This window comes from Achromobacter sp. GbtcB20 (assembly GCF_019091095.1).
Lineage (GTDB): Bacteria > Pseudomonadota > Gammaproteobacteria > Burkholderiales > Burkholderiaceae_B > Achromobacter > Achromobacter mucicolens.
Window position 1 is genome coordinate 44,010 of the sequence record NZ_JAGXJZ010000025.1, and the last position, 20,933, is coordinate 64,942.

Annotated in this window: 17 protein-coding genes; 5 read left to right on the forward strand and 12 right to left on the reverse strand. The window is 66.1% G+C overall.

All coding sequences use genetic code 11. The features are described 5' to 3' along the window. Window positions 1-4 precede the first annotated feature (4 nt). Window positions 5-283 carry a bacterioferritin-associated ferredoxin gene (locus tag KVT32_RS24350; protein WP_056327752.1) on the forward strand — a complete coding sequence of 93 codons (279 nt, stop codon included), beginning with the start codon at window positions 5-7 and terminating at the stop codon, window positions 281-283. A gap of 29 nt (window positions 284-312) precedes the next feature. Here KVT32_RS24350 and KVT32_RS24355 read toward each other — a convergent pair whose 3' ends face one another. After that, window positions 313-1,176, reverse strand: a complete 864-nt coding sequence (locus KVT32_RS24355) for a LysR substrate-binding domain-containing protein (protein WP_217618947.1) — start codon at window positions 1,174-1,176, stop codon at window positions 313-315. Between the two features lie 133 nt (window positions 1,177-1,309). Here KVT32_RS24355 and KVT32_RS24360 point away from each other — a divergent pair, with 133 nt between their 5' ends. After that, on the forward strand, window positions 1,310-2,221 hold the full coding sequence (locus KVT32_RS24360) for a DMT family transporter (protein ID WP_056327754.1): 912 nt from the start codon (window positions 1,310-1,312) through the stop codon (window positions 2,219-2,221). Between the two features lie 375 nt (window positions 2,222-2,596). Further along, window positions 2,597-3,073 (forward strand): bacterioferritin, encoded by a 477-nt coding sequence (bfr, locus tag KVT32_RS24365; RefSeq protein ID WP_056327755.1) that lies wholly within the window; start codon window positions 2,597-2,599, stop codon window positions 3,071-3,073. A gap of 93 nt (window positions 3,074-3,166) precedes the next feature. Here the strand turns inward: bfr and KVT32_RS24370 are convergent, their stop codons facing one another. The 4 genes from KVT32_RS24370 to KVT32_RS24385 all read right to left on the reverse strand — a co-directional run bounded on the left by KVT32_RS24370 (window position 3,167) and on the right by KVT32_RS24385 (window position 7,806). Next, complete coding sequence (locus tag KVT32_RS24370) at window positions 3,167-3,841, reverse strand: hypothetical protein (RefSeq protein WP_056327756.1); 675 nt, start codon at window positions 3,839-3,841, stop codon at window positions 3,167-3,169. 37 nt (window positions 3,842-3,878) lie between these two features. After that, window positions 3,879-5,486 carry a peptide chain release factor 3 gene (locus KVT32_RS24375; RefSeq protein WP_217618948.1) on the reverse strand — a complete coding sequence of 536 codons (1,608 nt, stop codon included), beginning with the start codon at window positions 5,484-5,486 and terminating at the stop codon, window positions 3,879-3,881. Window positions 5,487-5,595: 109 nt separating this feature from the next. Beyond that, window positions 5,596-6,225 (reverse strand): LysE family translocator, encoded by a 630-nt coding sequence (locus KVT32_RS24380; RefSeq protein WP_062840156.1) that lies wholly within the window; start codon window positions 6,223-6,225, stop codon window positions 5,596-5,598. A 45-nt stretch (window positions 6,226-6,270) separates the two neighbouring features. Further along, window positions 6,271-7,806, reverse strand: a complete 1,536-nt coding sequence (locus KVT32_RS24385) for a DEAD/DEAH box helicase (protein ID WP_175156347.1) — start codon at window positions 7,804-7,806, stop codon at window positions 6,271-6,273. Window positions 7,807-8,111: 305 nt separating this feature from the next. Between KVT32_RS24385 and KVT32_RS24390 the strand changes: the two genes are divergently transcribed. Together KVT32_RS24390 and KVT32_RS24395 are read left to right on the forward strand one after the other, a co-directional pair. Next, window positions 8,112-9,584 carry a YdgA family protein gene (locus KVT32_RS24390; RefSeq protein ID WP_217618949.1) on the forward strand — a complete coding sequence of 491 codons (1,473 nt, stop codon included), beginning with the start codon at window positions 8,112-8,114 and terminating at the stop codon, window positions 9,582-9,584. Window positions 9,585-9,715: 131 nt separating this feature from the next. Continuing rightward, window positions 9,716-11,167 carry a YdgA family protein gene (locus KVT32_RS24395; protein ID WP_217618950.1) on the forward strand — a complete coding sequence of 484 codons (1,452 nt, stop codon included), beginning with the start codon at window positions 9,716-9,718 and terminating at the stop codon, window positions 11,165-11,167. 3 nt (window positions 11,168-11,170) lie between these two features. Here KVT32_RS24395 and KVT32_RS24400 read toward each other — a convergent pair whose 3' ends face one another. From KVT32_RS24400 to KVT32_RS24430, 7 genes are all read right to left on the reverse strand, one after another. Beyond that, a complete protein-coding gene (locus tag KVT32_RS24400; RefSeq protein WP_056327762.1) occupies window positions 11,171-12,379 on the reverse strand; it encodes an amidohydrolase family protein in 1,209 nt (402 codons plus the stop codon). 28 nt (window positions 12,380-12,407) lie between these two features. After that, on the reverse strand, window positions 12,408-14,135 hold the full coding sequence (locus tag KVT32_RS24405; protein ID WP_217618951.1) for an ABC transporter ATP-binding protein: 1,728 nt from the start codon (window positions 14,133-14,135) through the stop codon (window positions 12,408-12,410). 7 nt (window positions 14,136-14,142) lie between these two features. Continuing rightward, on the reverse strand, window positions 14,143-15,069 hold the full coding sequence (locus tag KVT32_RS24410; RefSeq protein ID WP_175156350.1) for an ABC transporter permease: 927 nt from the start codon (window positions 15,067-15,069) through the stop codon (window positions 14,143-14,145). A gap of 23 nt (window positions 15,070-15,092) precedes the next feature. Then, window positions 15,093-16,064, reverse strand: coding sequence for an ABC transporter permease (locus KVT32_RS24415; RefSeq protein WP_056327765.1), 972 nt, complete (start codon window positions 16,062-16,064; stop codon window positions 15,093-15,095). A 119-nt stretch (window positions 16,065-16,183) separates the two neighbouring features. Further along, entirely contained in the window at window positions 16,184-17,791 is a 1,608-nt protein-coding gene (locus tag KVT32_RS24420) for an ABC transporter substrate-binding protein (RefSeq protein ID WP_217618952.1), read from the reverse strand. 262 nt (window positions 17,792-18,053) lie between these two features. Continuing rightward, window positions 18,054-19,439 (reverse strand): GTPase/DUF3482 domain-containing protein, encoded by a 1,386-nt coding sequence (locus KVT32_RS24425; protein ID WP_056327767.1) that lies wholly within the window; start codon window positions 19,437-19,439, stop codon window positions 18,054-18,056. Further along, window positions 19,432-20,889, reverse strand: coding sequence for a DUF2868 domain-containing protein (locus tag KVT32_RS24430; RefSeq protein WP_152383128.1), 1,458 nt, complete (start codon window positions 20,887-20,889; stop codon window positions 19,432-19,434). Before KVT32_RS24430 ends, KVT32_RS24425 begins: the two co-directional genes overlap by 8 nt. Between the last annotated feature and the right edge of the window lie 44 nt (window positions 20,890-20,933).

The window sequence follows — 20,933 nt, forward strand, 5'->3', positions numbered from 1 at the left end:
TCGCATGTACATTTGCGTATGTAATGCCATCACCGAACGCCAAGTCCGCGCCAGCGTGGACGCCGGCGCGACGACGCTTTCCGACCTGCAGTTCGAGCTGGGCGTGGCCACGTGCTGCGGCTGCTGCGCGGCAACCGCCGCCGAATACCTGCCGGGCGGCCGCTGCTCCAGCGTGTGCGACGTGCGCTCCATCGCGGTTCCGGTCAATGCTCCCGCCCTTGTCGAATCGGACACGCCGGCTGCCAACAGCAGCTTCCCGATTCCGCTGGTTGCCATCGCCTGAGCATTGGTGTCTTTACCGGCTCGCTGCCTTCATGCGGCGAGCCGCGTCATTTCCTTCTCGCAAAAATCCCTGATATCCATCGCCAGCTGACGCGCGGGTTCACGTGCGGGGCTGGCCACGCATAACGCCAATTCCGAAGGCGGCACCGCGGGCAGGCCCACGTCCAGGATCCGGTGGCCGGCGCCGATGCAGCGGCGTTCCAGCAGCGCGATGCCCAGGCCGCCGGCCAGAGCGGCCTGCACCCCCGACAGGTTGGGGCTTTCATAGGCGATGCGCCAACGTCGCCCGGCCGATTCCAGCGCGTGGATCGCGCGGTTGCGGTAGATGCAGCCCTGCGGAAAGGCGACCAGGGGCACTGGCGCCTCCGCGCCCAGGGCAAGCTGCACCGAATCGCTACCGATCCAGTGCAGCCGTTCCGGCCATGCCGCCAACGCCGCGCCCGCACCCGGCTCCCGCTTGAGCAACGCCACGTCCAGATCCCCGCGCTCCAGGCTGCGGGTCAGGACGGCGGTCAGATCGCAACGCACCGACAACTGCACGCCCGGCCGTGTCCGCGCGAATTGGGCGACGACCGCCGTCAGCGCGTCAACCGCGAAATCGTCCGGAATGCCCAGGCGGATCACGTCCACGCGCTTGCGGCCGCTGACGGCTTCGCGGACCTCGGTGGATAACGCCAGCATCCGGCGCGCGTAACCCAACAGGCGTTCGCCTTCCTCGGTGAGCTGAACCTGGCGGCCCTCGCGCAGAAACAGCGGGCATTCCAGCGTGTCTTCAAGCTTGCGGATCTGCTGGCTGACGGTGGACTGGCTGCGGTGCACGCGTTCGCCGGCGGCTGTGAATCCGCCGGCATCCACCACCGACACAAAGCTGTGCAAAAGATCGAGATCAAGCATGGGGCACCCCCGAGCCATTTGATTTTCAAATACTTTCGATCCGAATAAAGAGTTTGTCAATGAATGGGGCCGCGAGGAGAATGCCTGCATCCCGCCGCCACCGCGGCCGCAGTCCCACATTGCCGGACCCGCCATGAAGGCTCTCTCCACCCCTGCTTGCGCCTTGCCCGCGAACGACCGCCCTGGCATCAGCCTGGCGCCGATCGCCGCGTTCTGCTTTCTGTGGAGTTCGGCCTTTGCCGCCGCGAAGATCGCGGTGCGCGATTGTCCGCCGCTCACGCTGCTGACGATCCGTTTCCTGATTGCGGGCGCGCTGATGCTGGGACTGGCAGCGGCCAGCGGCCGCTGGAAGCTGCCTTCCGGCCGCGACCTGGCGGCGCTGGTCCTGCTGGGGGTGCTCAACAACGCGCTGTATCTGGGCCTGAGCTGGTCGGGGATGACCACGGTGTCGTCCGCGTTCACGGCCGTGCTCATCAGCACGAATCCGCTGCTCATCGGCGTGCTGGCCGGGCCGATGCTGGGCGAGCGTCTGAGCTGGCGCAAAATGCTCGGGCTGTGTCTGGGCCTGGCGGGCGTCGCCCTGGTGTTGCGGTCGCGTTTGACCGGCATGCAGGAAGACCTGCACGGGACGCTGCTCGTCACGGGTGGCCTGGTGGCGCTGGTGGCCGGCACGCTGCTCTACAAGCGGCTCAAGCCCACTTCCGGTCTGTGGACGTCGACCGGCATTCAGTCGCTGGCCGGCGCCGCGGCGCTGCTGCCATTTGCGCTGGCCACCGAGAGCCTGGGCGATGCGCGCCTGACCACGAGCCTGATCTGGAGCATGGCCTACATGATCGTGGCGGTGTCGATGGGCGGCTACTACCTGTGGTTCATGATCCTGGGCCGCGCCAGCGCCACGTCGGCGAGCGCGCTGCATTTCCTGATGCCGCCATTGGGCCTGCTCTTTGGATGGGTAGTGCTGCGCGAGCCCGTTTCTTGGCTGGACCTGCTGGGCATCGTTCCCATCGCGTTCGGCATCTGGCTCGCGACGCGGCGCACCGCGTAAGTTGAGAGCGGTCAATACGGCCCGCTGCGGTTGCTGATATGCAACGGGCGCGCGTTGCGCTGGCAGGGAGGGATCGCACACCATCAATGCGCATCCCGCGCACAAAGTCCCGGCATGCGCGCGCCCCATTCGGCGTGACGCGCATCGCAAAGCCGCGCCAATCCGTCCCCGAGCGTGCAAGGCCTCACGCACGCATACTCATTCTCATTAGCCTGTCGCTTTCTTGTTGCGCTCCTAAAGCCGTTTACCAAATGCAGCGCAAGGCTAGGCGCGGCCCTCCGCCGAATGGTAGTCTGCACGGGTTGCGTACGCGCGGCATCGTGCGCTCCTTTGTCGCGATGCGCTCGCGTCGCGCCTGACTGCAAGGAGTCCATCATGAAAGGCGACAAAACCGTCATCCAGTTTCTCAACAAGCAACTGACCAATGAGCTGACGGCCATCAACCAATACTTCCTGCATGCCCGCATGCTGAACCATTGGGGCTTCGACAAGCTGGGCAAGCACGAGTACGAAGAATCGATCGGCGAAATGAAGCATGCCGATCGTCTGATCGCCCGCATTTTCATGCTGGACGGCCTGCCCAATCTGCAAGACCTGCACAAGCTGCTGATCGGTGAAGACGTGCCGGAACTGCTGGCCTGTGACCTGAAGCTCGAGACGGCTGCCCAGGCAACCGTCAAGGAAGCCATTGCGTATTGCGAATCGGTGCGGGACTACGTGTCGCGCGATCTCTTCCAGGACATCCTGGACGACACCGAAGAGCACATCGACTACCTGGAAACCCAGATCGACCTGATCGACAAGGTCGGCATCCAGAACTACCTGCAAAGCCAGATGTCCGTGCCCGAATAAGGCACTTGGCTGCAAAAGAAATGGCGCCCCGCGGGGCGCCATTTTTTATGCTGGAAAGCTGTACAGGCAGGCTGATATGCCGCTGCAGAGACCTTACTGCGGACGGGCCGGGCATTCGGCCATCGTGCCCCAGGCGCGGTTCGGCGCGCAGTACTTGTTGCGCGCGTTCCAGGAACACGAGGGACGCTCGAAGAAGCCTTGCGTGGCGCATTGGGCCAGTTCGCGCCGCAGCGCATCCTGCCAGCCCTGGGCGCCGGGTGCCGGCGCCGTGTTGGGCGGCGGCGGGGGCGCCTGCACCATTTGCGGCGTGCCGTAGCTGCCGCCGGCGGCCACGCCGCCATTGATGGCGGTCGACGTGCCCGGAACCAGCAGGTCCATGGTGCTGACGTCCGACGTGCCCGAGGGCAGCGGCACGTGCGACGAGGCAGCGATTTCGCGCGCCTGTTCGGGGCTGATGCGTTCGCGCGAGATCTGGACAGCGGGGTCGCTGACCGTGTCGAACAGCGACACGGTATTGACCTGCCATTCGCGGTCGGCCGGCTTGTCCGGCACGCCCAGCGTGCCATCGATGCGCGGTTGCGGCGGCTGCGCCACGTACGGACGGCCATTGGCGTCCAGCACGGGCTGCTGGGACGCGGCGGCGTCCTGCCCAGGAGCGGGCGCGGCCGCGGGCGCGTGCGCCACCAGCCAGTCACCCAGTTGAATACCGCCCCAAGCCGACGCGCCGAGCGCGATCAGGAGCGTTGCGATCAAAAAACGCCAAGACATTGCTACCCTCAATCTGCCGTGCGGAACCCGAACGGGTCTACGCTTTGTCTCCGAAAACCTTGCCGCCGTGCTCCCGCATGGCATGGAATTTCACATCGGGATACAGTTCCTCGGCGACGCGCAACTGCGCGGGAGAACCGATCAAAAACGCCGCAGCATCGACCACATCATAGGCGATATGGGCGGCATTGGCATCCATGAACTTGCGCAGCGCCTTGGGGTTTTCAGACGTAATCCAACGTGCCATTGTGTAGCGCGACGGCAGCATCCGGGCATCGACGCCATACTCGGTCTTCAGACGGTGCGCGACCACTTCGAACTGCAGTTGGCCGACCGCGCCCAAGAGCAGCGAGCCGCCGGCGACATCGGGACGGAACACCTGAATGGCGCCTTCCTCGCCCAATTGGGTGAGGCCGGTGCGCAGCTGCTTCGTGCGCAGCGGGTCTTTCACTTCGACCGCCTGGAACAGTTCCGGGGCGAAGAACGGCAGCCCGGTGAACTGCAGGGTCTCGCCTTCGGTCAGCACGTCGCCCAGTTGCAGCACGCCGTGGTTGGGGATGCCGATGACGTCGCCGGCATAGGCCTCGTCCAGGAGTTCGCGGCGCTGCGACAGGAACGACACCACGTTGTTCGGTCGCATTTCCTTGCTGGTGCGCGCCACTTTAAGGCGCATGCCGCGTTCAAAGCGGCCGGAGCTCACGCGCACGAAGGCAACGCGGTCGCGGTGCGCCGGGTCCATGTTGGCCTGCACCTTGAAGACCACGCCGGTGAACTTGGGTTCTTCGGGCTGTACTTCGCGTTGCAGGGCCGTGCGCGGGCCCGGGGGCGGCGCCTGGTCGACCAGGGCGTCCAGCACTTCCTGCACGCCGAAGTTGTTGATGGCGGAACCGAAGAACACGGGCGTCTGCTTGCCGGCCACGAACTGGTCGCGGTCGAACGCCGGCGCTGCTTCGTTGATGAGCTCGATCTCGCCGCTGGCCTGATCGAACGCGCCGCCAAAGCGCTTGGCGATCTCGGGGTTGGTCAGGCCTTCGATGAAGTCGTCGTTGTCGGAGCGGCGCTCCTGGCCAGGACGGAACACGCGCATGCGATCGCGGCGGATGTCGAACACCCCGCCGAACGACTTGCCCATGCCCACCGGCCACGAGAACGGCACGGCGTCCATGCCCAGGTGCCCTTCGATTTCCGACAGCAGTTCCAGGGGCTCGCGCACTTCGCGGTCCATCTTGTTGATGAACGTGATGATCGGCGTGTTGCGCGCGCGGCAGACCTGCAGGAGGCGGATGGTCTGCGGCTCGACGCCGTTGGCCGCGTCGATCACCATCAGCGCGGCGTCCACCGCTGTCAGCACGCGGTAGGTGTCTTCGGAGAAGTCCTGGTGGCCCGGGGTGTCGAGCAGGTTGATGACGCAGTCGCGGTATTCCATCTGCATCACCGAGGACGCCACGGAAATGCCGCGCTGCTTTTCGATTTCCATCCAGTCGGACGAGGCATGGCGCGACGCCTTGCGCGCCTTGACGCTGCCGGCGATCTGGATCGCGCCTGCGAACAGCAGCAGCTTTTCCGTCAGCGTGGTCTTGCCCGCGTCAGGGTGGGAAATGATGGCGAACGTACGGCGCCGTGCGACTTCGTTGGAAATGCTCATATCGGAGGTTTCTGCTTGGCGCCGTCAATCAGGCCGGCGCGGTCCGGTGTCGTGCACGAAAACATGTGGGGCACGCGCCGTTGCCGGCACGTGCCCCACGCTTTTTGATTCAGTTGTGGCGGCGGAAGGTCGCCAGGAACACGCCCGCCAGGATGAACAGCGACCCGAAAGTCCGGTTCATCCAGCGGATGTGCTTGGCATCGCGCAAGAGGCGCAACACGCGCGCCGCCAGCAGCGTATACACGCCCATCGCCACCAGGTCGGTGAACGCCAGCGTTGCCGCCAGCGCCGCGTACTGCGGCGTCAAGGAGAGCGCGGGGTCCACGAATTGCGGCACCACGGCCAACAGGAACACGGTGCCCTTGGGGTTCATGGTGTTGATCAGGAAACCGCGCATCACCAGATCACGGATGGACGCCTTGCGGGGATCGCCCGCGTCCACCGCAACGGGTGCGGCATCCGTGCGGATCTGGCGCACGCCGAGGTAGACCAGGTAGGCCACGCCCAGGTATTTGACGACGTTGAACGCCATTTCCGAGGTGGCGAGCACGGCGCCCAGGCCCACGGCCACCACGACGAACTGGAACAGGATGCCCAGAATCAGGCCTGCCGTGTTCCAGTAGCCGCGCGCAAAGCCGTATTTCAGGCCTGACGACATGGCCGAGATCGCGCCGGCGCCCGGTGAGAACGAAATGGCCCAGGAGGCCAGGAAGAACGTCAACCAGGTGGATAAAGGCATGATGGCGCGGGTCCGTGGGTCGCAGTGTCGGGGTTGCCAGTGATATTACTTGCTCAGCAGCGCGGCGCGGGGGGCACCGCCCGGACGGCCTTGGCCCGAGCGGCCTTCGGCCGGGCGGCCGGCGGGCGCATTGCCGGCCGGGCGCGACGAACCTTCAGGACGGCGGTTCTGCTGGGGACGGCCCTCGGCGCGGCCGGCGTGAGCCGGACGGTCGGCGGGCTTGCCCTCGCGCGAACCGGCATTGCCACGGCCTTCACCGGTGCGGGCCGGCGCGGGCGCACGGCCGCCTGCCGCCGCGCGCGGCTGGCCCTGGGCGGGACGCGAGCGGCCCGAGCCGCCGTTGCCGCCACGGCCGCCATTGCGATGGCCGCCGCGCATGTTGCGCGTGTCTTCGTCGCGCTCCTGGCGCTCGAACGATGCTGCGCTGGTGGCCGGAGGCGTCCAGCCTTCCACCGGCTTGCGCTCGATGGTCTTCTTGATCAGGCGCTCGATGTCCTTGAGCAGCTTGATTTCGCTGTTGTCGACCAGCGAAACCGCGGCGCCGGTGGCGCCCGCGCGGCCCGTGCGGCCGATGCGGTGGACGTAGTCTTCCGGCACGTTGGGCAGCTCGAAGTTCACGACCTGGGGCAGCTGGTCGATGTCCAGGCCACGGGCTGCGATGTCGGTGGCGACCAGCACGGTCACGGAGCTGTCCTTGAAGCCGGCCAGCGCGCGCGTGCGGGCCGACTGGCTCTTGTTGCCGTGGATGGCCGCGGCGGTCAGGCCGTCCTTGACGAGCTTTTCGGCCAGGCGGTTGGCGCCGTGCTTGGTGCGCGTGAAGACCAGCACCTGGTGCCAGCCGCTTTCACGGATGATGTGGCTGATCAGGTCGCGCTTGTGGTGCTGCTCGACCAGGTGCACGGTCTGCGTGACGAGTTCGGTGGCGGTGTTGCGCGGGGTGACCGAGACTTCGCCCGGATTGTTCAGCACGCCGCGCGCGAGCGTACGGATCTCGTCGGAGAACGTCGCCGAGAAGAGCAGGTTCTGGCGCTGCTTGGGCAGCAGGGCGAGAATCTTGCGGATGTCGCGGATGAAGCCCATGTCCAGCATGCGGTCGGCTTCGTCCAGCACCAGGATTTCCACGCCCGACAGGTCCACCGTCTTCTGGCCGCAGTGGTCCAAGAGGCGGCCCGGGGTGGCGACCAGGATGTCCAGCGGCTTGCGCAGCGCGGAGATCTGGGGGTTGATATTGACGCCGCCGAACATCACCATGGACGTCAGCGAGGTGTACTTGCCATAGGTCTGCACCGATTCGGCCACCTGCGCGGTCAGTTCACGCGTCGGGGTCAGGATCAGGCAACGGGGGCGGCCGGGCTTGCGAGCCTCGGGCTTTTTCTGCGACAACAGGTGCAGGATCGGCAGCGTGAAACCGGCGGTCTTGCCGGTGCCGGTCTGGGCGGCTGCAAGCAGGTCGCCGCCTTTCAGCACTTGGGGAATGGCCTGGGCCTGAATGGGCGTGGGCGCGGTGTAGCCGGTATCGGCAATGGCGCGCAACAGCGAATCAGCCAGCCCGAGGTCGGCGAAAGGGGAAGTGGTAGTCAAAACAGCTCCAGCGGCAGCCTGTCGCTCTATTTGAGAGACTCCAATCCAGGCGGTCGGTATAAGGAGAAAAGGGAAGCGCCCATCAGGGGCGAAGCTTGGCAGCGAAGGGCCTAGCGGACGTGCGCAGATTGGCTTGGCGCACGAAGCGGATTGTAGCTGATGTGGCGGCGCAGCAAGTGGTCAAAAGGTCCCTATAGAATCAAACAGCAATATTTCGTATTAACTTCGAACAAAATAAGTGTTTTCCCTAGTCGGCCCTCCCTATAATCCGTCGGCTTTCATCTATTCAAAATAAAAGGGATGCAATGAAGAAATCGGCAATAGTTGGCATCGTCGTCGCGCTGGGCGCGGTCTGGACCGGCACGGCCTGGTACACGGGCCAAAAGGCCGAGGAATTCGTCAAGCAGGCCATCGAGGACTCGAACGTCGAGCTCAAGAAGGTTGCGGACAAATGGGGCATCAACGCCGTCGCCGAACTGGTCTCGTTCGACCGCGGCGTCTTCACCTCGGTGTCGCGCTACCGCATCAAGTTCACCACGCCCGCCGCTGACGGCAAGCCCGCGCAAGAGCGCGACGTGGTGTTCGTCGAACACCTGAGCCATGGTCCCCTGCCGTTCTCCAACCTGAAGTCGGGCAAGTTCATGCCGGCCATGGTGGCCAGCGATTTCGCGCTGGAAGAGACGGACACGGTCAAGGACTGGTTCGCCGCCGCCAAGGGCGCCGTGCCGCTCTCGGGCCACTACAGCGTCAGCTACGGCAAGGACATTTCCGGCAAGTTCAACATGGCGCCGGTCGAAGTCGCCAAGGACGCCCTCAAGCTCGTCTTCTCGGGCATGAAGGGCGACTTTGAATACGCCACCTCCACCAAGCGCGGCGTCTTCGACGTGGCGGCAGACAGCCTGGAGCTCTCGGGCCCGTCCGAAAACAGCGACATCACCGCCATGGCGGTCAAGGGCATCAGCCTGACCAGCGACCTGAAGCCGGCTGCCAACGAGATGTACGTCGGCAGCCAGAAGCTGACGTTCAAGGACTGGACGATCACGTCCCGCGAAAAGCCGCCCGTCCAGCTCAAGGACACGTCGATCGCCGTGGACATGACCGAGAACGGTCCGGCCATGGGCGCCAAGATGGCGGTGGACTTCGGCATGATCAACGTGCAGGCCAAGGACATGGCCGGCATGAAGCTGGTCATCGACGCGCAGAACCTGGACTCCAAGGCGCTGAAGTCGCTGAACGACGTCTATGAGGCCGCCTCGCGCCGCATGCTGCAAAGTAATGGTGAAGAGCAGACGCCGCAGTTCACGGAAGAAGAAAAGGCCGCGCTCAAGACCAACTTCGAGCAGCTCTTGGCCGGCAATCCGACGCTGGCCGTGTCCCCGCTGGAAGTGCGCACCGCCAACGGCACGTCGACCTTCAACCTGAACATGGCGCTGGTCAAGCCGGCCGCGCTGGAAGGTGAGGCCTCCGACATGGCGTTGCAGGCTTTGAAGAAGCTGGATGCCAAGCTGGTGCTGTCCAAGGGCAACCTGGCGGACCTGATGGCCATCGAACCGCAAATGCGCGGCGTGGCCCCCGAGCAGGCCGCGCAGACCGCCAAGGGCCAGGTGGAAATGGTCGGCACCATGGCCACCGCGATGGGTCTGGGCAAGGTCGAGAACAACAACATCGTCACCTACCTGAACTACGCCGACGGCCAGGTGGACTTCAACGGCAAGAAGATGCCGCTGCAGCAGTTCCTGATGATGGCGATGGGCGGCGTGATGGGCGGCATGCGCTAAGCTGCCGCAAAACGAATGGCGCGCCGCAATCGTCTGGGCGCGCCTGACACGGGCTGTCCTGCGACAGCCCGTTTTTCTTTGACGCGACCGATCGCGGTAATGGCGGGGTTTCAAAAACGGACAGGGGCAACATGAACAAGCGGATCGTGGCGGGTGGCGCGTTGGTGGCGGTGGTGGCCGCGGCGTGGGTCGGCACCGCGTGGTACACCGGCAAGCAAATAGAAGCCCGGCTGGCGCAGGACGTGCAGGTGTTGAATGCGCAGGCGCAGCGCCTGGGTGCGAAGGTGGGTGTGCCCGTGACGCTGGAACTGCTGTCGTTCGAACGCGGCGTGTTTTCTTCCGAAGCGCGGTTCGGTGCGAAGGTCACCGTGCCGTCTGGCCGCAAACCCGCCGAGAAGGCGTTTGCGTTCACGAGCAACATTGAACACGGTCCGTTTCCCGCCTCTCGGCTTGCGTCAGGCGACGTCGCGCCCGTGATGGCGGCGGGCCGGCTGCACATGACGCAGACGCCCGATGCGGCCGCCTGGTTCGCGGCCGCAGGCGGATCGGCGCCGGCAACGGCGAACTTTCTAGTCGCGTATGACCGCGACTTTTCCGGCAATGTGGCGCTGGCGCCCGTCAAGTATGCCGACGCTCCGATCACGTTCGACTTCTCGGGTTTGCAGGCGCAGGTCGAACATGCCGGTGACGGCACGCGCGACGCGGTGTCATTGGCCATCGGCAAGGCCTCGCTGACCGAAGTGATCAAGGGCAACCCTTACACGCTGACCCTGGATGATCTGGCGTTATCGCATGAACTGACGGGCGCACCCGAGTCCACCGCAAGCAGCACGACGCTGACGGTGAAGCAATGGGCTTCCGATCTGGACAAGCTGCCATTGGGCCTGAAGGACATTGCGCTGACGCTGGGTTCGGACGGAACCCCCGAGCGCATGACCGGCAAGATGACGCTCGATGTCGGCAGCATCAGCGTGCGCCACCTGCATGTGGCCAAGCTGCAGATGGCGGCGAGCGGCAAGGACTTGGATGTTGCGTCGCTCAAGGCGTTTCAGGACGCCACCGCAAGCTCGCCGTTGCAAGCGCAAAAGGCCGATCCGCTTTCGGGCGACGGAATGCTTGCCGCGTCTCATATGTTGAAGTTTCTTCTGGCCCGCCCCAGCTTCGCGCTGTCGACGCTGCAGGTCGACACGGCGCGTGGCACGTCGACGCTCAGCCTGGATATCGGTCTGGACGCGCCGTCATTCTGGAAGCGAGACCCTATCGCCATCATCAAGGAAGTCGTGCGCAACGTGAGCGTGCGGCTGAAGCTGTCGCCGGAGAACATGGCCGATGTGATCGCGGCACGGGCGGAACTGAAGGGCGCCACGCGTGAGGCAGCCCGGTCGGCGGCCGAGCGGGAAGCCGCAGGCGTGCGCGGCCTGGTCGCGGCAACATCCTGGGCCCGTATCGAGGACGGCGTGATCCAGTTCGAGGCGGACTACCGCGATGGTCAAGTCGACATCAACGGAAAGCGCATACCCATCGAAATGTTCCTGGGCCAGATGTTCATGCGCAACTCGCAGGGCGCCGCACCGGCGCCCTGAGGTTCAGAACGGCAAGGCTCCCGCCGCAAGTTCACCGTTGCGCAGCACGGCCACGTGAAAGCGCTTGTCGGCGGCCTTCATGATGTCTTCGGCGGGGTCGCCCTGCACCAGCAGCAGGTCGGCCACCTTGCCCTCGGCAATTACGCCGTGATCGGTCATGCCCATCAGGTCATGGCCGCGTGACGTGCCGGCGATCAACGCGTCCACCGGCGTCATGCCAAACTCCACCATGTACGCCAGCTCCATCGCGTTCTCGCCGTGCAGATTGAACGGCGTGCCCGCGTCGGTGCCCAGCGCGATGCGCCCGCCCGCCTTGTAGTACATCTGGAACGACTCGCGATGCCGCTGTTCCACCGCGCGGGCCTTTTCCACCGCGTAGGCGGGAATGCCGTTGTCGGCATTGGCGATGATGTTGCGCACGGCGGCGATGGTCGGCACCAGGTAGGTCTCGGCCTCCAGCATTTCGCGCAGGCAGTCGTCGTCCATGAAGATGCCGTGCTCGATCGAATCGATGCCCGCGCGCACCGCATTCAGGATGCCTTGCGTGCCTTGCGCGTGGCTGGCGGTGCTTTTGCGAAAGCGCTTGGCCTCGTGCACGCCCGCTTTCATCTCGTCGAAGCTGTAGTGCGCGTCCATGGGGCTGACGCCCGGCGTCATGACGCCGCCCGTGGCCATGATCTTCACGAGGTCGCAGCCCGCGTGGACCTGTTCGCGCACCGCCTTGACGACTTCCTCGCAGCCGTCGGCCACGCGGCCGATGCGGTTGCCGTGGCCGCCCGTCATGCAGATGATGCGGCCCGAGGCCTTGATGGTGGGACCGGGGAACACGCCACGCGCAATGGCGTCGCGCACGCCGAATTCCAGATAATCCTTGCCGCCGCAGTCGCGTAGCGCCGTGACGCCGCCGCGCAGGCTGGCCTGCGCGTTCTCCAGCGCGGTCAGCGTGATCTGCGCGGGGCCCTGCTTGCTCAATTGCGCGTTGGGGTCGGCGCCGCCCGTGTAGACCAGATGCACGTGGCAATCGGCCAGGCTGGGCATGAGCGTCATGCCGGTGGTGTCCACGCGGGCGCCTGCATAGCCTGAGAATTCCGCTGCCGGCGCCACGCGGGCCACGCGCGCGCCTTCGACCAGCACGCCGTGTCCGGGCAGCGTCTGCCCTTCTCCGTCGAATACCTTGCCGCCGATGAAAAGGGTTTGCCGTGTCGCGGTCATGTCAGTAGGCTCCGGGGGGCGCGCGGTGTCAGCTCACCACGTCCAGCCCCTCGCGGGACATGGACTGCAGGCGGGGCATCAGGCCGAGCAGGTGTTGGCTGTAGGGATGCTGCGGATGTTCGAACAGGGATTCGGTGTCGGCCACTTCCAGCAGTTCGCCGTGGCGCATCACGCCGACGCGGTCGCACATCTGCCGGATCACCGGCAGGTCGTGGCTGATGAACAGCATGGTCAGGCCCAGCTCTTCCTGCAGGTCCTTGAGCAGGTTCAGGATCTGCGCCTGGATGGACACGTCCAGCGCCGAGGTGGGTTCATCGCAGATCAAAAAGCGCGGCCGCGTGGCCAGCGCGCGCGCGATGCAGATGCGTTGGCGTTGCCCGCCCGAGAACTCGTGCGGAAAGCGTTCGGCGGCGCGGCTGCCCAACCCCACCACGTCCAGCAGATCGGCCACGATGCGGCGCGTTTCGGCTTCGCTGGCGGCCAGCTTGTGAAAGCGGATCGGCTCGGCCACGATGTCCAGCACGCGCATGCGCGGGTTCAGCGACGAGAACGGATCCTGGAAGATCATCTGGATCTGCCGCCGGAACGGGTTCAGTTCCTTCTCGCCCTTGAGCGCCGTGAGATCGGTGCCGCCAAACGTGACCGAACCTTCGCTGGGCGTGTAAAGCCCCGAGATCAACCGCGCCACCGTCGATTTGCCGGAGCCCGATTCGCCGACCAGCCCAAAGACCTCGCCTTCGCCGATGGACAGGTTCACGCGTTTGACCGCGTCCAGCGTGCGCTGGTTGCGCTTGAAAAACGCGCTCTTGAGCACGAACCGCATCGACAGGTCGCGCGCCTGGACCAGCGGACCTTCGGTGCGCTTGCCGAAGTCGCGGCGCTGGCCCAGCCAGTGCGTGGCCAGGTCCAGCGGCTGCGCGGGCGTCTTCACGTCCTCGATGTAGGTCACCAGCGGAAAGCGCCGCAGCTTGATGTCCGGACGCGGCACGGCCGAGATGAGGCTGCGGGTGTAGGGGTGGTCGGGGTCGCCCAGGATCTTGGCCGTGGGGCCTTGTTCCACCAGCTTGCCGTGATACAGCACGGCCACGCGGTCGGTCACCTCGGCGATCACGCCCATGTCGTGCGTGATGATGATCATGCCGACCTGCTCTTCGCGGCACAGCTTTCTGAGCAGATCCAGGATCTGCGCCTGGATGGATACGTCCAGCGCGGTGGTGGGCTCGTCGGCAATGATGACTTCGGGTTCGCAGCACAACGCCAGCGCAATCACCACGCGCTGGCGCATGCCGCCCGAGAACTGATGGGGATACTGCTGCACGCGCAGTTCGGGCTGGTCGATGCCGACCTGCGCCAGAAGCTGCACGGCGCGCTTTTTTGCCGCGTCGTGCGTCAGATCCAGATGCACCAGCATCGTTTCCACCAGCTGGCTTTCGACGGTCTGCAGCGGGTCGAGCGAGGTCAGCGGATCCTGGAAGATCATGCCGATGCGCCGGCCTCGAACCTTGCGCTTCTGCGCGGGCGTGAGCGTATCGATGCGCTCGCCGTTCAGTAGCACCGCGCCGCCCGCCAGGCGGCCGGGCGCTTCGAGCAGGCCGATGACGGCGTTGCCGATCGTGGATTTTCCCGCGCCGGATTCACCGACCACGCCCAGGATCTCGCCTTTCTCAAGCGCGAGCGATACGCCGTCCACCGCCACCAGCGTGCCGCGGCGGCTGGGGAATTCGATGCGGATGTCTTCGATGTTCAGAAGGGCCATGACGTCCTCAGCGCAGCTTGGGGTTGAGCGCGTCGCGCAGCCAGTCGCCCAGCAGGTTGACCGACAGCACCAGCGCCACCAGCGCGATGCCGGGGAAGATGGAGATCCACCACATGCCCGAGAAAAGATAGCTGTTGCCGATGCGGATCAGCGTGCCGAGCGACGGCGCGGTGGGCGGCACACCCACGCCCAGGAACGACAGCGTGGCCTCGGTGATGATGGCCACCGCCAGGTGGATGGTGGCGATGACCAGCACCGGCCCCATGACGTTGGGCAGGATGTGGCGGCGCAGGATGGTGATGGGGCCGATGCCGATCAGCTTGGCCGCCTGCACGTATTCCTTGTTGCGCTCGACGAGCGTGGAGCCGCGCACCGTGCGCGCGTATTGCACCCAGCCGGAAATGCCGATGGCGAAGATCAGCACATACAGCGCCAGCTGGTCGTGCATGTCGCGCGGCAGCAGCCCGCGCGCCACGCCGTCGATCAGCAGCGCCACCAGAATGGCCGGGAACGAAAGCTGCACGTCGGCGATGCGCATGATGAAGCTGTCCACGCGTCCGCCCGCGTAGCCGCTGATGAGGCCGAGCGTCACGCCCAGCACCATCGAGAACAGCACCGAGGCAAAGCCGACCAGCAGCGACACGCGCGAGCCATACATCACGGCCGACAGGATGTCGCGGCCCTGATCGTCCGTGCCCAACAGGAAGTCGGGGCTGCCGCCCTCTTCCCAGGCCGGCGGCGTGTTGGCGTCCATGATGCTGAGCGACGCGAGATCGAAGGGGTTGTGCGGCGCCACGATCGGCGCGAACAACGCGCCCAGCACGATGACCAGCGTGACGACCGCGGCGACGATGGCGCCGGGCGAGCGCTTGAAGCTGTGCCACAGGTCGCTGTCGGCGGCGCGCGTGAAGAAGGGGGCGATGCGAGCAATCATGCGATTTCCTTTTTTACCGCTATTCATTTGCTCTGCACGCGCAGACGCGGGTCCACGGCGAAGTAAAGCAGGTCGACGACCAGGTTGATGACCACGAACATGAAGGCGATCAGCACCAGATACGCGGCCATGACGGGGATGTCCACCATGCTGATGGCCTGGATGAACAACAGCCCCATGCCGGGCCACTGGAACACCGTTTCGGTGATGATGGCAAAGGCAATGATGGAGCCGAGCTGAAGCCCCGTGATGGTGATGACGGGCACCATCGTGTTCTTGAGCGCGTGGCGGAAATTGATCAGCCGTTCCGGCAGTCCGCGCGCCCGTGCGAACTTGATGAAATCGGCGCGCAGCACTTCCAACATCTCGGCGCGCACCAGACGCATGATGAGGGTCATCTGAAAGAGCGCCAGCGTGATGGCGGGCATGATGAGCGCGAGCCATCCGGATTTGGTCAGAAAGCCCGTGGTCCACCATCCCAGGCTGACGACGTCGCCGCGCCCGAAGCTGGGCAGCCATCTCAGCTGCACGCCGAAGAACAGGATGAGCAGGATGCCGATAAGAAAGGTGGGCAGCGAAATGCCGGCCAGCGAAATCGCCATGAATGCCTTGGACAGCACGCCGTGCCGCTTGAGTGCGGTGTAGATGCCCATCGGAATGCCCAGCGCCAGCGCCATGACGGCGGACACGAACGACAGTTCCAGCGTGGCCGGCATGCGCTCTTCAAGCAGCTCGCTGACCGGGCGGCGGTGCCGGTACGACATGCCGAAATCGCCCTGCACCGCGTTGGCGACGAAGTGGGCGTACTGCACGATGAACGGATCGTCCAGGCCGAGCTGTTCGCGCAGCTGCGCGCGTTGTTCGGGCGTGGTGTCCTGGCCGACCATGCTGGCGACCGGGTCGCCCACGTAGCGGAACATGGAGAACGCAATCAGCGCCACCGTCAACATCACGAGCACCGACTGCACCAGCCGCTGCGCAATAAAGGAAAGCATGTCTGAAAGCCCTTTGGTTCGGACGGCGCCGGGCCGCGTTCCGCGCGCGAGGCGGGGGTGGGGGCTGGGCCGGGCGCGTCCGGGCGGCGCGCGCCGCCCGGGGTTGCATCACGCGGCGTTTACGGCAGCACGACGTTGCGCAGGTCGAGCACGTCGTCGGCGCGCTGGGTGACGGTGACGTTGTCCTTCACGCCCCACGACATGGGCTGCTGGTGCAGCGGCAAGTAGCCGAAGTCGCTGCGCACGATGCCAAAGGCTTCCTTGATCATCGCGTTGCGCTTGGCCTGGTTGGTTTCGACGCCGATCTTGTTGGTCAGCTCATCGACCTTCTTGTTGCAGTAGCCGCCCAGGTTGAACTGGCCCGCGGCCGTCTTGGCGTCGCGGCACGAGGTCAGGTTCAGGAGCGTGTTGTGCGCATCGGTGGAGCTGGGCGTCCAGCCCAGCATGTACATGCTGGTCTGGTTGCCGGCCTGCAGCAGGATCTTGCCGAAGTACTTGGACTTGGTCTGCGCCAGCAGGTTGATCTTGATGCCCACGCGCGCCAGCATGCCGGCCACGGCCTGGCAGACCTTCTCGTCGTTGACGTAGCGGTCGTTCGGGCAGTCCATCGTGACGGTGAAGCCCTTGGGATAGCCGGCTTCGGCAAGCAGCTTCTTGGCGCGCTCGGGATCGGGCTTGTACGGCGCGCCGAACGATTCGTCGTAGCCGTTGATGGACGTGGCGATCAGGGTGCCCAGCGGCTTGGCCGCGTTGCGCATGATCTTCTCGTTGATGGCCTTGGTGTCCACGGCCAGCACGACGGCCTCGCGCACACGCGCGTCCTTGAACGGGTTCTTGCCCTTCACGTCGGAGAACAGCAGCTCGTCGCGGTCCTGGTCCATGCCGATGAAGATGGCGCGGGCTTCGGGCGCGGTCAGCGGCTTGACGCCCTTGGCGTCTTCCAGGCGTTTCCAGTCCTGCACGGGAACCGGCTGCACGACGTCCATCTCGCCCGAGATCAACGCGGCCACACGCGTGGCTTCCTGCGTGATCGGCTGGAAGACGACCTCGTCGATGTTGGTCTTGATGTCCTTGTTCCAGTAGCCGTCGTAGCGCTTGAGCACCGTCTTCACGTCGGGCTGGCGTTCGGTCAGCATGAAGGGGCCGGTGCCGTTGGCGTGCAGGTTGGCGTAGTTGCCCTGGTTGTCGCCCTTGACGTTGGTGGCCTCGGTGGTCTTGTTCTTTTCCGCCCAGTTCTTGCTCATGATGTACAGGAACACCCATTCGCGCGGCAGGATGGGGTTGGGCGTGGGCGTGGTGACTTCGATGGTGTAGTCGTCCACCTTCTTGATGTCGCTGGCCTTGGCGCCATAGCCCTTCATGTCAGAGCCCGGCGTCAGGCTGCGCTTCCACGAGAAGATCACGTCGTCGGCGGTAAAGGGCGAGCCGTCATGGAACTTGACGCCCTTGCGCAGCTTGAAGACCCATTTGGTGGGCTCGGGATTTTCCCAGCTTTCGGCGAGCAGCGGCGTGAGCTTCAGGTTGCCGTCGTAGCCTGCCAGCGTTTCATAGATGTTGCCCTGGAACCCCAGCGTGAAGGTTTCGTTCAGGGCCATGGGGTCCATCGACGTGGCGTCGCCTTGATACGACCAGTGCAGCGTTTTGGCGGCCGCGCCGGCGCTGAAGGCCAGCGAGGCGGCCACGGCAACGGCAAGCGCCGCCTGCTTGAAGTGGGGAAAAGTACGCATAGCCCTCATGCTCCGTGTGGTGCGCGGATTGCGCGACAGAAGTGACAGGGCCCCGGCCCCAAAGGGCATCCGGGGCATGGCGTTGCTGCTGGAGTCGATAGACCCAACCCCTTGTGGTTGGCATGACGGGGACGGACCCGCGCCGATGCAGATCGAATCTTATCGACGCATTCGTTTAAGCGTCAATTGGTTTGGATTGGGGTAATCACGCGCTTGCCGGATGCCGTGAATGGTGCGTGCTGCGAGGCGCGCGGGCCGCCGGTCAATCGGCCGGGAGCGGCGCGGATGCTAGGGTTTTCGCCAATTCGAGCAGCATGCGCTTGCGCCGGTCGCTGTCTTCATGGTGTTTACCCAGGGCCGACCATTCCGGCCGGCTGCGCGCTTCTTTCAGCGCGTCCGGCAAGGGGCCCTTGCGCCAGGCCTCGTCGTCGGGAAGGTCCAGGCGCAACGGCTCGCGCGCGGCGTGGCCGCGGCGCTCCAGCGCTTCGATCAATTGCCGTTGGCGCAGTGCCAGCAGCCGCAGCACGGCATCGTCGACACTGATCTCGCGATAACCGCGCAGCTTGCCCGCCACGCGTTTGCCCAGCTTTTCGACGCCCTGCCACAGGCCGCCGGCCGCCGCGCCGATCAGCATGCCGGTGCCCAGGCTGAGACCCGCGCTCATGAGGTCGACGGCCGCGCCGGCCATGGCGCCCGCGGCGGCGCCCATGCCCACTTGCACGCCCATGTCCTTGAGCGCCTGCGGATGAAAAAGATCCATGCCCCAGCGCTCGCCCTGCAAGGGCAACGCGTCGTCAGCGTAATCCGAGGCGCGGAAGTTGTAGAGCGCGAGCAGCGCGTTGACGCAGGTCTGTTCACGCTGGCGCACCTGGTCGCGCAACTGGCTTGAAGCGGCGGCAAGCGCCGCGTCGTCGCTGGCGCTGGACACATGCAGCGCGGCCACGTCGATCAGCAGGTCGGCGACCAGCTCGTAGGCCGCGGCGTGGCGCTGGCGGCGCTGCGCGGCCAGGCTGTCCGACAGCCGGGCCAGCGCGCCTGCGTGACGGTCCAGCAGCACGCCAAGCTTGGCGTACAGCTGTTGCTCGCCATCGAGCGGCGGCGCGATCGTGTCGAATTCCACGACGGCGTGCAGGCCCAGCCGCGCCATCGCGTCACGCCACGCGTCGGCGCGGTGCGCCGGCGCATTGACGAAGTTCAGCACCGGCAATAGCGGTCGTCCGCAGGCGGCCAGGATGGCGAGTTCGTCGCGGTGCTTGCCCAGCACCGGATCGCGCGCGTCGATCACGTACAGCGCGGCGTCGCAGTCCAGCATCTTGGTCAGCACGCGCGCCTCTTGTTCGAAGCGGCCGTGCGCTTCGGGCGTGTCCAGGAAACGGCGGATGCGCGCGGGGCCGTCGAGCCGTTCGCCGGGGCGATCCAGCCGTTCCAGGTATTCCAGCAATGCGATGCTGTCTTCCATGCCGGGCGTGTCGAACCATTCCAGCACGGGCCGGCCATCCAGGCGCAGGCGGGCGCCTTCGACGTGGCGCGTGGTGCCCGGCCGGTCAGCCACTTCGCCGAAGGTGGTGTCGCGTGTCAGCGTGCGCAGCAGCGACGTCTTGCCGGTATTGGTGTGGCCAACGAGCGCGATCTTGATGAGTTCAGCCATGGCCGGTCTCCAGCCAGGTCAGCGGCGCAACGGGCGCCAGCAGGATGGCGTCGGCCGGCAGGCCCAGCGCCAGCAGACGGTCGCGCCAAAGCTCGGCGCGGGTTTCGGTGCCAGCCCCGGCGGGGACGTGGGCGCCGGCTTGCGGCAGGATCAGCCAGACCCGCGTCTGCGCCGCGTGCGCGGACAGGTCGGCGATCAGGGATAGCGTGCCGCGATCCGGCGTCTGGCGCGCATCGCACGCGATCAACAGGCGCGCGGCGGCCGATTGCGCCAACGCGTCCAGCACGCGGTTGCGTTCCTCGCGCGTGTCCAGGTTGCCGGCCTGCCGGATGCCGTCGGGCAGGTTCGCGGGCGGCCACGGCAGATCCGCGGGCAGTTCCAGCGCCAGCAGCACCGGCTGCCCGCCCAGGCCGTCCAGCGCCGGCGCCCGCACGCGGGGTTCGTGCAGGGGATCGACGGGCCGGTCGATGCCGGTGGACAGCGCGGGCGGCTCAAGCCGGTCGCGCAGCGTGGAGAAACCGGCCAGCGCGGGGTCGATGCGCACGCGGCGCAAGGCGCGCAGCGTAGCCGCGACGCACAGCGCGCCGGCAATCAAGCGCGGCACGATGCCGTAGACCACGAGGACGCCGATCAGCCAGAGCGACCACTGCGCCTGCGCGCTGGCCGGCAGGACTTGCGTGCCGTCGCTGGCGCGTATGGTCGCGGCGTCGGGCATCGGAAAGCCCAGATGCGCCGGCAGCCAGCCGATGGCCTGCGTCAGCCACACAAACGACTCGGGCGCGAGCAGCGTGGTGGCCCAGACGAACCGGTAGCTGGCGGTGGACAGCACCACCAGTAGCGTCGCCAGCGCGGCGCATAGCGCCGTCAGCCACAACAGATGGCTGATGCTGCCGAACAGGCCGCGCAACGCGCCCGCGCGCGTCAGCAGGTTCAGGAAGGCCTGTGGCACCAGCGCGCCATCGGGGCCGCGCGCGAGCTTGCGCGTGGCCCACAGCCAGAGGCGGCCCAGGCCGGTGACAGCGGCGGGCCGCAGCAGAAAGCTCGCCAGCCACAGCAAAAAGGTGAGCGCGTGCAGCCCCAGAAGCGCGCCCATCGCCCACAGCACGTTCACGGCTCGCGTGCCGTCGCCCAGCGCGCCCAGGGCGGCGGCCGCGCCGGAGAGCACGGCCAAGACGAACAGGACGGCCAGCATGGCCACGGCGCTGCGGCGCCAGCCATCGACAAGGGGAATCAGGTTTTCGCGGTGCGCCAGCAGCGCGGCGCGGGCAAGGATGCGCGCCGGCAGGCCGGCATCGAGTTGACGCACCTGGCGCACCGCCTGCGCGTCCTCGAGCGGTCCCCAGTGCGCCTCACGCAATCGGATCAGCTCGGCCAGCCAGTGCGCGCGCAAGGGGCGCTGAACGGCGCTGTCGATGAGGGGGGAAGTATCGCGAGAGGTCGGGGACGGCATCGCGTCGGTGCAGGCGGGAGAAGGCCTGGAAAGGCCAAGTGAAG